The organism is Microbacterium sp. 05N427, assembly GCF_056397105.1.
The window spans coordinates 506,418-518,387 of sequence record NZ_JBFTMT010000001.1 but is presented as its reverse complement, the minus strand read 5'-3'; the positions used below and the strand labels follow the sequence as shown (position 1 = coordinate 518,387).

The window sequence follows — 11,970 nt, the reverse complement described above, 5'->3', positions numbered from 1 at the left end:
TGCCGGCCATCCGAGGTGGCGCTCAACTCACGCCCTCCGATGTCCCTTCGAAGTCCTCCTCGTATGCCGAAGAATCTTCCGGCGTCACATCAGACAGATCGACCGACACCTTCTCCGCCCTCATTTGCTTGCGCTCTTCAGGTGCTCCAGGGAAGACGATTCCGATGCCCACAACCGGAGCGACTGCGTCCAGGGAACGGCGGGATTCCTTCGACCTTTCCGTTTGAGGCTCGCTCTTGGCATCGATCGGATAGATCACTAGCAATCCCTGATCGCTGCGCGTGCCATGGTGGTCGCGCAGCGAGATCAGCTCTTGTTCGCTCATGAGGTCGAGCTCCCTAGTGGTGCGCCCGAGATCTAGCCCCCGATCTCCCTTATTCATCACGTTCTTGATGTCGGCTTTCTCGGCGTCGCCGGGCAGCCGTGCACGAATCACCGGATTCCAGTCCCGACCGCCGAGGCTCAGCGGGTCGAACGTGCCCTCGGGATTCGCTCCCTCGACCACGGCGACCGTCCATCGGTCCAATGCCGCTGGGGTACCGAGCGCCTGCTCCTGGATGAACTTCACCATCAGCTTGCGATCCAGGTCAGGGGAGTCTTCGTGCACCTCGTACTGGGCAAGGAAACGCGTGATCGCAGTCCAGGGCACTTGATGGAAAAGGGTGGCACGACCGTTCCGCTCAGATGGGGCGACGCTCGAGGTCTCGAGGAGTTCCGATGTGGCCACAACGTTCGCTGTGAGCCACGATTCGTCCTGGGGTTTGAAATACCGCGTGTAGAGGCGCCGGCCAGCGAATGAGACGTACTGCGGTGAGGCCGCGCCCATCTTGGCGGTGATCCGCAAACTTGGGTGCGTCCGGATTCTCACGGCCGCATCGAGGGGGGTCAAATCCTGACGCTGGTAGTGCTCAATGTCTTCACGCATTTCGCGTTCGACCGTTACCAGATGTCGAAAGTAGTGCCGCAGTTCTTGTGTCATCCAGATTCGGGGAAGGTCTTCATAGCCCGTGCGGTAACCGAACCATCTGCCCATCTGCATGAGGGTGTCGTAGGTGTTCGCAGAGCGCACAAAGAATGAGACGACGAGGCCTTCGAGCGTGAGCCCACGCGAGAGCGTGTTCCCGCCGATCGCAATGGCCACTGTCGGCTCATCGGGGTCATATATGAGTCGTTCGTCGCTCCTCGAGTTGTCAAGGATGACATTCGTGCTTACTACGACCTCAACGACGAACCCTTCCACATCCTCGAACCGGTTCTGCGCACGGCCCCAGGCTGTTGACGGAACGCGGGGAGACTCCGCGTCCCAGAGCGCCCGAAGTTCGGCGCGGATCTGCGCGTCGGGGTTCGAGAGGTCCGCTAGGACTTCATCGCGAAGGTTGGTGATGGGCAGCTTGAAAGCCTCATGCACCGCAATTGGAATCGCCGTGTGGATCAGCATCGTGCTGTGAGCGTTCGCGTCACCACGAGCGCGCCGCGCTGCCGTTGCCAGCCAGAACCAGAGCAACGCGTTGCGCAGCTCCGGGGTAATGGCGGGCGTGAAGGAAACGGCATCCGCTCGATTTCTTGGACGAAGGAGTGGTATTTCTGATGCGGGAACGATCCGGATCATGTCATACCCGTCGTCGCTCTTCGGATCGTCAGGCGGAAGTTCGTTCCCAAAGATCGCTTCGGGGCCGAAGTAGCCCTCAGGCCGCGGGAGATTGAGGATGAACGATTTTGGATACAGGTCATCCGAGTTGGGGTCAATGAAAACGTTCGCGAACGGAGTCGCCGTGTAGCCGATGTATGTGTGGCGCGGGGTGAGCTCGAGGAGCTTTCTGATCTTCGGGTTGATGGACGGCGTCGCGACCGACGCCTGATCCGCCTCGTCATCAATGATCAGAACCCGCATTTGCGCAAGCCGCGACCGTCCTGACTCCGTATCCAGCCAGGAGATGAGGCGCTGGAGGACACGAGCGTTCTTCTTGATGACCGCCAGCACCGTGCGTTGACTGCTGAAGACGGAGACGGGGGGACTCGGTGGCTGCAGAAAGTCACCATTCTCGTCAGTGAGAAGGTGCCAATGCGTGGCATTGGGGGCGTGCAGTTGAGCAGACAACCTCGCTTGCGTTTGCTTTCGGAGCCCGTTGTGTACACCCGCGAGCACGATGATGAATCGATACTCCTGGTCAGCGAGCTTCGCGATGACTGACGTGAAGTTCGTCGTTTTGCCGCTCTGCACGTAACCGACGACTAGACCCTTACCATCAAATCGCGCGTCACTCGGCTTGGGGGTGTGTGCGACGACCTTGTTAGAGGATTGGTCCACGTCTTCGACCACGCTCGTCTTGAAGCCGGACCCGATGAAGGCTTCTTTCAGGGGGTTCCAGTAGATCGCCTCAGCCGTTGGGCCGGCGTACCACGCCGCACCGCCAGCCTTCAGGATCGCTGGCCCGCCGCTCTCGATGTTCGCAACCTGATCGGCGAAATAAGCCGCATACTGCTCCGCGTGTTGCGGCATTGCACCTTTGAATTTGTCAACAGCCGCATCGACGCCGTACCGGTTCGCCCAATCCGCGAACACGGGATACATCTGAAAATCCAATGGCCTGCCCTTCGCCCTCGTTGGTCAGAGAATATGGCACTCGGGCGCAGACATCTGAGCGGCGCGGTGGCCAGGTCGGACAATCACCGGCTGGCCTGCTAACAACGAGGCCTCAGGGGAGCGCGTGCCACTGAGGTCCGTCAGCCAGGCTGGTCCCTCGTCTTGACGTTGCTATCGATCGCCAACTTAGCCAGATCTGCTTCCCAGCCTTTGCCCGCGAGCTCCCAAGGAGCACGCCGGTCGCCCTCGACGGAGTGCAGGTACCCGTTATTTCGGAGATACTGGGCCGCCCACCGGATGTCGTACTGCCACGTGAAGAAAAGATCGCCCGAGCTTCGCAGCTCGTGCTCGTGCACCTGCCATACGTGTCGGCAAACTTCGACTATGGTCCCGCTGCCATGCAGCGTGCGCAAAGACTCGACCACCCATGCTCGCAAGATCTGCCTATCGGCCACGACATGCAGCCTACTGGGATGCGGGCGTGGCTGGCCGACTCGGTCAGAACACGCGGCCTGTCCGGGGTGGACTCATGTTCTTCCAAAACCAGGCTACGAGTGGGAGACGTCGACCCCAGCACGGGCGCCGTATTTGGCTCTCGTTCCCCGTTCTCAGCCCGAGATAGCCCGCTCATAGACCTCGAGCATCGCCGCAGTCCGGGACGACTGCCGGAAGTCTGCAGCGACCTGCGGATCCGGCTCCGGAGCACGCCCGGCTGCGATCTCGGACGCGGCGAGGCGAAGCGTCTCGGCGAGCGCGGCAACTCGGACAGGCTCATCCAAAGCGGCGGGCACGGCCCACAGCCCGCCGCGAAGCTCGCCGGCGATGTCGGGATCGTTCACGATCGTCGGGGTGCCGAGGGTCGCGGCCTCGAACGGCGTCATCCCCTGGGTCTCGAACCCGATCGAGGTCTGCACCACCGCGTCGGCCGCAGCGATCCGGCCGAGCACGTCGGCGTAGCCGATCCGTCCCGCGAAGCGGATGCCAGGACGCCCCGCGCGCGCGGCGATCCGCTCGGCGGCACGCCGCTCTCCCCCGCCGCCGACGATCTCGATGTCCGCGTCCACGTCGCTCGCGACGACGGCCTCCAAGAACGGCAGCAGCCGCTTCTCCGGGCTCATCCGGCCGAGCCAGATGAACCGCGGCCGGCCAGGGACGCGTTCCACGGGCGCGGCGGCGAGCACCTGCTCGCGCACCTCGTCGTCGATGCCGTTCCAGATCACGTCCACGGATCCGAAGACCCCGTGCTGTTCGAGCCGGCGCGCGAAGTGCCCCGACGGCGCAGTCACGGCACGCGACTCCGCGGCGATCCCGGCCAGATACGCCCAGCCGTCGGCGCCGCGCGGCTGGGCCCCGACGCCTCGGAGGGCCGTACGCCGCCACAGGTTCAGCGCCCCGAGCACGGGCGTGTGCAGCGGCGTCACGGCGGCGATGCCGACGTCCACGCGGTTGTGCATCGTGTGTACAGCGGGGATGCCGTGCCGGTGCGCGAAGCGGTGTCCGATGTAGGCGCCCCAGAAGTCGGCCTGCACGTGCACGAGATCGACCGGCGGACGGCGCGTGAGCGCTCGGTCCAGGAAGCGGTCGGTGCGCCGCCCCGGCCAGGTCAGCGAGTACTCGCGGTCGGCCGTGATCGGGATCGACGGAAGGTCGACATATCCCGGGTCGCCCCCGGCCCCGGCCTCGGCCCCGGCGAACCCCGCCGACCCCTGCGCGGGTCGAAGGGCGGCGTGCATCCGCGGCGCGACGATCGTGACGGTGTGACCCGCCCGCTCCAGGTACTTCCGCTGCAGCCGCATCGAGACCTGCGCCCCGCCCAGCGACTCGGCGTGCTGGTCGCCGAAGAAGACGATGTGCATCCGGGCTACTCCGGCAGCGGCTCGTCGCGGTACAGCGCCTCGAAGGTGTCCAGCGTGCGGTTGATGTCGTGAACGACGACGCCGTCGAGCGAGGCGCGCTGCATGCGCTCGTACTCGGCCGGATCCGCGGTGAGCACGTCGGTCAACCGCGCGGCCAGCTCATTGGCGTTGCCGGGTTCGAAGAGGTAGCCGTTCTCGCCGTCGTGCACGAGGTGGGGCAGCGCGACGGCGTCGGCCGCAACGATCGGCAGCGCCGACGCCATGGCTTCCATGGTCGCGATCGACTGCAGCTCGGCGATCGAGGCGATCACGAACAGCGACGCGCGGCTGAGCAGCCCGCGCAGCTCGGCATCGGTCGTGCGGCCGTGGAAGGTCACGCGATCCTGCAGGCCGAGCTGCTGGGCGAGCGACTCGAGCTGCTTGCGCTGGTCCCCGCCGCCGACGATGTCGAAGGTCACGTCGAGAGCCGGATCCAGCTTGGTCATCGCCTTGAGGATGACCTCGACCTGCTTCTCGGCGGTCAGGCGGCCGACGAACACGATGCGGTTCTTCTGCCGCGGACCGATGACCGGCGTGTACTGCGTACGGTCGATCCCGCAGCTGATCGGGATGACGCCCTCGACGTCGATCGTGCGCTCGAGGAAGTCGGCCGCACGACGGGTCGGCGTGGTCACGGCGCGCGTGAGCGCGAACGTGCGGCTCGCGTCGGCCCAGGCGAAGCGGAGCACGATGTCGTCGATGAACTTGGGCATCGTGGTGTGGTCGAGGATGTTCTCCGCCATGACGTGGTTCGTGGCGATCACCGGAATGCCGCGCTCGTGCGCGATCCGCGCAAGACCGCGTCCGATCACGATGTGCGACTGGATGTGCACCACGTCCGGCTGCACCTCGTCGAGCACGGTGCGGGCGTAGTGCTTCGAGCGCCACGGCCACACGAAGCGCAGCCAGTCGTGGGGCGCCCAGCGCACCGAAGGCAGCCGGTGCAGGGTCATCGCCTCGCCCTCGATCACCTCGATGCGGGGCTTCGCCGTGCGGTACGCCTGGTTGGGGGCGACGACGTGCACGTCGTGGCCGCGCTGCACGAGGCCGGCGGCGAGACGCTCGGTGAACCGGGCGGCTCCGTTCACGTCGGGAGCGAAGGTGTCCGCGCCGATGACGATCCGCAGCGGGCGAGGCGCCGCCGCGGCGGGCTCGGCCGGGACGGACGCGGGCTCGGCCGGGGCGTTCGCTGCGGTGTCGGGGCTGTCCGAGGGGCGATGGTCGCCGGGGGAAGTCACGTGATTGCTGCCTTTTGCTGGGCCGCGGCGCCGGCGACCGGTTGCTGAGCTTGTCGAAGCACATCGGCCGCTCGAACCCCGCGGAGATGGCCTGGATCGGGCGCTGGCCACTCTACCCGAGGGGGCTGGGGATCCGAGGGAGGCGGATCCGGATGGCCGCTCAGGGCCGCGGGTGGCCGCCTGCGGGGCGGCTGCCTGCGGGGCGGGCGAACGGGCGGGCGAACGGGCGGACGGGCGGGGCGACGTACCGTTCTCAGGATGGATCCCGCTTCCGCGGTCGACCTGGCCGATTTCCCGCGGATCCAGCAAATCCATCCTGAGAACGGTCGCGGGGCGGCGCGAACCACGCCGCCCCGATGCCCCTCAGGCGCCGAGAACGATCCTCTTCGCGTGCCCGTGCCCGTCGAGGTCGAACTCCAGGGTGAGCGGCGACGTGCTGACGACCCGCACCCCGTCGTCGCTCTCGACCACGGTCGACTCCGCGACGCCGGCGAGCACGACCCGCGCGGTCGCCTGCGTGCGGCTCGGATCCGACAGCGCGACCGTGGTGCGCCCCGCGTCGGTGCGCACGGCGACCGAGCACGGCCCGCCGACCGTCACGCCGTAAGACGGCGTCGTGCCGTTCGGCGTCGCCTGGAAGAAGTTCGCGAGGACGAGGCCCTGGCCGGCCACCCGGATCACCTGCGCCTGCGCGTTGTTCGCCAGCACCTCGACGGTGGGCGCATCCGACTCCGTGAACGTGACGGAGTGCGCCACGTTCGGCAGCACCATGTAGGCGTAGCCCCCGCCGGACGGGTTCGTGCCGTGGTGGTGCGTCACCGTGACGTATTCGCGGTTCTTGACGTCGGTCGTGCCGCCCGTGTCGGATCCGGAGTTGATGGTCTGCCAGTCGCCGGAGCGCGGCACGACCTGCACGTCGATCGCACCGGAGACGTTCTCGCCCTTCAGGAAGACGTATCCGCCGTGGCCCATGATGTGCACGTTGCGCTTGACCGTCACCGCCCCGTCAGCCGCGGCGAGCACGCGATTGCGGTTGTCGGTGCGCACGTTCGGCACGGTTCCCGGCGCGAACGAGCGGTTGTCGATCGTGGTGAACACGTCGTAGCCCGACGTCGACGCGATCGCGGATCCCAGGCACACGACCTTGTCGTCGAGGAAGAACCACGACTTGCGCGCACTGAGCGACTTGTCGAAGTTCAGGTGGTCCATGCCCTGGATCCCCCAGCGCTCGTCGAGCGCGAGGCCGCCCCCGAACGCCTGGAACGCGCGCGGGATGCCCGTGCCATCCGTCGCGCCGTTCGCCCTCGGCGCCGCCGTGACCGTCGTGCCCGGCAGCCGGTACGGATCGATCGTCGGCCAGAAGTCGGCGCTGTACTGGGCCGGATCCGCCGCGCTGTAGAAGAAGGTCAGCCCGTCGCCCTGGTACCAGCCGACGTTGTTCTCGCGGTTGCCCCACTCGTAGCGGCCGATCCGCTTGGAGGAGAGGTTGACCACGGTACTGAAGCCGGGGCGATGGTGCACGAGGCGGTCCTGGTCGCCGAACGCCCTCGTGTAGACAGGCGCGTCGGCCGGGGCGACCGTGTCATCGCCGAGGATCGAGGTCACGAGCAGCGATTTCGCCACGGTCTGCGTGGGCAGGCCGTAGAGCTTCTCATCGGTGCAGCGCTGCAGCCAGCCCTTCACGAGCGAGAGATAGCGCGGGCGGTACGAGTCGCCCGCGCCCCGGGCGAGCAGCAGGATCGCGGTGATCGCGGCGGCGCCGTCGACGTAATCGGGCTCGGCCTGCCGGGACACGGCGCGTCCGCGCACGGCCTCCATCATGCGGCCGTTCCAGATGAACGGCGCGTAGGCGGCCTCCACGGCGTCGAGGACCACGGACTTCTTCGGATCCGTCACGTCCCAGTCGCTCCCACCGAGGAGCCCCAGGATCTCGGCGATACCGCCCAGCGTGACGACGCCGTAGGTACCGACGTAGGGCAGGTACGTGTGCTGCACGAAGGATCCGTCGACGTAGAAGCCATCGCCGCTCGTGACGTAGCCGAACACGCTGTTCTTCCCCGCGCGCACCGTGTCGCTGAGGGCGTCTCGAGCGAGCGCGATCTCGTCCGGACGCCCATCGAGGATCCCGCGCAGTGCGCAGGACAGCGCCTTGTCGGTGCGGTTCGCGCCCGTCTCGGCGAGGCTCGTGCCGCGGCCTCGCCAGTTCGGATCCGGCGTGAAGTACCGCGCGGCGGCCAGGAGCGCGGTGCGCACGTCGGCCGGAACCACCTCGTGCAGCAGGATGCAGATGTCGGCCGCCTTGCGAGGCACGCCGATCTCCCAGAACCACCAGTTGCCGACCGCGGACTTGCCCGCTTTGTAGACGTTCGCGCTGAGCCAGCTCAGGGCGTCCACGAGGTCGGCAGCGAGCGCGGCATCGCCGTGCTGCGCGCACCCCGCGGTGGCGTAGGCGAGCGCGAGGTCGAAGATGCGGTTGAAGGTGACGCCCATGTTCCCGGACAGAACGGTGCCGGTCACGCCTGCGAGCGGGAGGTCGCTCCAGATCCCAGGGGACGCTGCGGGGCGCACCATCGCGTTCCACGACGCGGTCGCCGCGTCGCTCATCGCGCTCAGCACGCCGGCGAGCTCGGGAACGGACGCCGCACTGCCGTCGCCGGCGAGCATGATCGTGCGGCGCTGGATGAGCACCGCGAGCGGATCGTCGGCCGCGGTGCGGACGCTCCCGGGCAGGGTGCGGGCGCTCGCGGATTCGCCCGCGACGGCGACGAGAGCGCCTGCTCCGAGCAGTCCGAGCAGAGCGCGGCGGTTCATTTCGAGGGGGGACATCATCGGCCTCCGGGTCGTTCGGGGAAGGATTCGGGCACCATGGTATGCGCTTTCCCAATCGAATAGTAGAGGCGGTGTACATATTTCTTCACGCGGCGGACGCACGGCTGACCCCCACTTTCGCCCCCTACGCTCTGAGCATGCGCCTGCTCGCCGACGCCGACCCCGCACGCTGGATCCCCGTGACCGGATCCCTGGGCCTGCGCGGCCGCCGGCACCGCAAAGCGGCGATCCGGATGCTGCTCGGCCAGGCCGGCGCCGCGGTCGGCGCCGAGGCTCGCCCCGGATCCGGCTTCGGAGCGTGGGCGCTCAGCCAGGCGACCCCCTTCCTCATGCGCAAGGCGGACGGGCGCGTGCTGGTGTGGACCTGGAAGGCCGAGCCCGAGCTCATCGTGGCCATGGCGAGCGTGCAGGAGCTGACACCGCAGGTGCGCACGGCGCGCGCCATGATGCCGATGGAGTACGACGACACCGAGGAGTTCCGCAACCCCTACCTCGGCTCGGGCGAGAAGCTCGTGGTGCCGCTGCCACAGCCGGGCCCCTCCGGGCAGGCGGCGCCGCCGTTCGCGACCTACACCTGGGACACCGGCACCCACCTCGTCACACTGCAGGCCGTGTGCGCCGACCGGGAGCGGTTCGGCACGGTGATCTCCGCCGTGGACGAGATCGCCCGCACGCTGCGCACCGCCGACGACCTCGCCGTCGGCGAAGTGGGGCCGGTGCTACGGCTGCCGCCGGCCTGAACGGGCCTGGCCCGGGGGCGGATCCGGCGAGAAACCAGATCCTGCACGAAACATCGTCGCTGCCGTGCAGTCTCGTGCCGGAAGTGGTTTTTCGCGGATCGGGTCAGCCGGCACCGAGGACCGCGGCGAGGCCGTTGAGGCGCAGCGCCGTACCGCCGCGCAAGTGCGGGAAGTCATCGCTTCCGTCTCCGGTGCGGGCCAGGAAGGCGACCTGCTCGGTCCAGGTCAGCAGGCAGCCGGTCTCGTCGTCGGCGAACAGCACGGTCACCAGCGACGCCCACCGCGGCACATCATTCACGGTCGAGGTGTAGGAGAACACGATCCGGCGATCGGGGACGATGTCGAGGTAGTGGGAGTGGTAGGCGAGCCGCTCCGGCGCAGCGCCGGGAAGCGAGAAGGTACTGGTGGCATCCACGCCGCCACCGACGCGGAACTCGTGGCGCTCGGCCGCCCGCGCTCCAGGCAGGCGGAACCAACGCCGCCGGATCGTCTCCTCAGCGAATGCGGCGAACACCGCCGAGGGCGCCGCATCGAGATGGCGCTCGAGAGTGAAGTCGCCGTGACGCACGTCGAGTGCGACGGGTCCTGACGGCGTCCTCGCGTCGCTGCGGGGTTCGGGATCAGCTGGCATTTCGTCTCCGTCGGTCGGTACGTCGAACAGTTACTATCCGTAGGAAACGTGAATCGGCGGCGATGATTCCGCCCACGCCCTGCGCACTTCGACTCGCCCGCCTCGACGACGCGCGAGCCGCCGCCGCCGAGAAAACAGATCCTGCACGAGGCACCATCGCTGCCGTGGTGTCTCGTGCAAGATGTGGTTTCTCGAGGCTCAGGTGAGCCCGCGTTCGTCGAGCCAGGCCCGCGCAACGGCCTTCGGGGCGCGCAGCAGCCACGCGTCGGCCAGGAGTTCGCCGAGGTGGTCGCGCGCGATCGCGTCGAGCCGCAGCAGCACGGCGGGGTAGCCTGCGAAGTGCGGGATCGTGAAGAAGACTGCCGGATCCGCGGTCACGAGCTCGCCGGCGAGGGCGACCGTCTCGGTGCGCACTGCGAGCACCGGCCCGTCGGGCCAGGAGCACCCGAGCTCGGCGAGCTGACGCAGATCCGTCTGCGACGGCCCGCGCATCCACGCGATCTGGCCGCCGTTGCAGCGCCAGGCGGCTTCGCCGGTGTGCCCGCCGACCTTCTCCTCCACGCCGGGGAGTGCGAGGGCCAGAGCGCGGACATCGTCGATCGTCGCCATGGATCCGATCCTCCCCCGCTCCCGCTCCCGCCTCAAGGGCTGCGACGAATGCATGGACCGGCGACGGATGCACGATCCCTTCGCCGGATCCGTCGTGCATCGGTCGCGAGGTCCTGCATCCGTCGCCCGCATTCAGGCCCCGCGGCGGTACTCCAGCAGTGTCACGCCCGAGTCGAACGCCGTGGCGGCCGTACAGGTGAAGGCCGCGGGGGCGTAGCCGCTCCGCCCGAACAGCGGGATCCCGTCGCCGAACAGCGCGGGATTGACCTTCAGCACCAGGCGGTCGATCTCTCCGACGATCGATGCGGCGAGCGCGCCGCCCCCGCACAGCCAGATACCGGCACCGTCCTGGGTCTTGAGCTCGCGCACGACGTCGATCGGGTCGCGGTCCGTGAAATCGACGCCGTCGACCGGATCCGGATCCCGTCGGGTGAAGACCACTTGCCGCAGGTGCCCGTACGGGCTGGGCATCGCCGGCAGGCCGACCGCGTAGGTGTTCCAGCCCATCAGGACGGTGTCGAACGTCGAGCAGTCCTGCGCGATACCCAGCGCCTCGGCGAACGACGTGGGGATCGCATCGGCGAAGCGGGTGTTGATCGCCGTCATGTGGTCGCCTTCGAAGACGAAGGCGTCGAACTGGCCCTCGGGCCCCGCGATGAAGCCGTCCAGGCTGACGGCGACGTAGTAGGTGAGTTCTCGCATGGATCCTCCGCTCTTCGTGCACCATCCACAACAGATGCAGTGATTGGAGACTACAACAACTGTTGTGGTTGCGCTACTCTGAGGGCATGGCCAAGAACGAAGCACGCCGGAGCGCCCTGGCCGATGCCGGCATCGCGGTGCTGGCACGGGAGGGGTCGCGCGGACTCACCCATCGCGCGGTCGACGACGAGGCGGGCGTGCCGACCGGCACCGCGTCGAACTACTTCCGCAGCAGGGAGGCGCTGATCGCCGGGCTGTTCCAGCGCATCGGGGAGCGCCTCGCCCCCACCCCGGACGATCTCGCGCGGCGCGCCGCGCAGACGCCGAGCCCTGCCCTGTTCGGCGACTACCTGCGCGACATCGTGCGCCGTCTGCTCGGGGAACGCGAGGTGACGCTCGCCCTGTTCGAGCTGCGACTGGAGGCGGCACGCCGACCCGAGCTCGCCGCCGCACTCGAGGAGTGGCAGCGCGCGGGCTTCGAGGGCGACATCGCCTTCAACGCGGCCGCGGGACTCCCGGGCGGACGCGCGGAGATCGCACTGTTCCACTACGCGATCGAGGGCCTGGTTCTGGACCGGCTCACCTCGTCGATCGACCCCGAGACGCCGACCGATGACGTGGTCGACACCCTGGTGGCGGGGCTGCTGCCGCGAGCCTGACGAGTCACCACGGTTCACCTGCACGATCCGGGCACGGATGCACGACGGGATCGCCGGATCCGTCGTGCATCCGTGTCCCGATC

General features: G+C 67.9%; 9 protein-coding genes. 2 read left to right on the top strand and 7 right to left on the bottom strand.

What is annotated here, in order from left to right:
* Positions 1 to 22 precede the first annotated feature (22 nt).
* The 4 genes from AC1DG4_RS02455 to AC1DG4_RS02440 form a co-directional block, all read right to left on the bottom strand.
* Positions 23 to 2,572: a Z1 domain-containing protein gene (locus AC1DG4_RS02455; protein WP_477375453.1), complete on the bottom strand. Its 2,550-nt coding sequence runs from the start codon at positions 2,570 to 2,572 to the stop codon at positions 23 to 25.
* Positions 2,573 to 3,192: 620 nt separating this feature from the next.
* On the bottom strand, positions 3,193 to 4,440 hold the full coding sequence (locus AC1DG4_RS02450) for a glycosyltransferase family 4 protein (RefSeq protein ID WP_477375451.1): 1,248 nt from the start codon (positions 4,438 to 4,440) through the stop codon (positions 3,193 to 3,195).
* A 5-nt stretch (positions 4,441 to 4,445) separates the two neighbouring features.
* Positions 4,446 to 5,606: a glycosyltransferase gene (locus AC1DG4_RS02445; RefSeq protein WP_477377304.1), complete on the bottom strand. Its 1,161-nt coding sequence runs from the start codon at positions 5,604 to 5,606 to the stop codon at positions 4,446 to 4,448.
* Positions 5,607 to 6,080: 474 nt separating this feature from the next.
* The gene (locus tag AC1DG4_RS02440; protein WP_477375449.1) at positions 6,081 to 8,543 is read right to left on the bottom strand and encodes a polysaccharide lyase 8 family protein; all 2,463 of its coding nucleotides are present in this window, start codon (positions 8,541 to 8,543) and stop codon (positions 6,081 to 6,083) included.
* A 140-nt stretch (positions 8,544 to 8,683) separates the two neighbouring features.
* Between AC1DG4_RS02440 and AC1DG4_RS02435 the strand changes: the two genes are divergently transcribed.
* The gene (locus AC1DG4_RS02435; RefSeq protein ID WP_477375447.1) at positions 8,684 to 9,286 is read left to right on the top strand and encodes a hypothetical protein; all 603 of its coding nucleotides are present in this window, start codon (positions 8,684 to 8,686) and stop codon (positions 9,284 to 9,286) included.
* 103 nt (positions 9,287 to 9,389) lie between these two features.
* Here AC1DG4_RS02435 and AC1DG4_RS02430 read toward each other — a convergent pair whose 3' ends face one another.
* The 3 genes from AC1DG4_RS02430 to AC1DG4_RS02420 all read right to left on the bottom strand — a co-directional run bounded on the left by AC1DG4_RS02430 (position 9,390) and on the right by AC1DG4_RS02420 (position 11,228).
* The gene (locus AC1DG4_RS02430; protein ID WP_477375445.1) at positions 9,390 to 9,917 is read right to left on the bottom strand and encodes an SRPBCC domain-containing protein; all 528 of its coding nucleotides are present in this window, start codon (positions 9,915 to 9,917) and stop codon (positions 9,390 to 9,392) included.
* 198 nt (positions 9,918 to 10,115) lie between these two features.
* Positions 10,116 to 10,526, bottom strand: a complete 411-nt coding sequence (locus AC1DG4_RS02425) for an MmcQ/YjbR family DNA-binding protein (protein ID WP_477375443.1) — start codon at positions 10,524 to 10,526, stop codon at positions 10,116 to 10,118.
* 132 nt (positions 10,527 to 10,658) lie between these two features.
* On the bottom strand, positions 10,659 to 11,228 hold the full coding sequence (locus tag AC1DG4_RS02420; protein ID WP_477375441.1) for a dihydrofolate reductase family protein: 570 nt from the start codon (positions 11,226 to 11,228) through the stop codon (positions 10,659 to 10,661).
* Positions 11,229 to 11,314: 86 nt separating this feature from the next.
* Between AC1DG4_RS02420 and AC1DG4_RS02415 the strand changes: the two genes are divergently transcribed.
* Positions 11,315 to 11,887, top strand: coding sequence for a TetR/AcrR family transcriptional regulator (locus tag AC1DG4_RS02415; protein WP_477375439.1), 573 nt, complete (start codon positions 11,315 to 11,317; stop codon positions 11,885 to 11,887).
* The last annotated feature ends 83 nt before the right edge of the window (positions 11,888 to 11,970 follow it).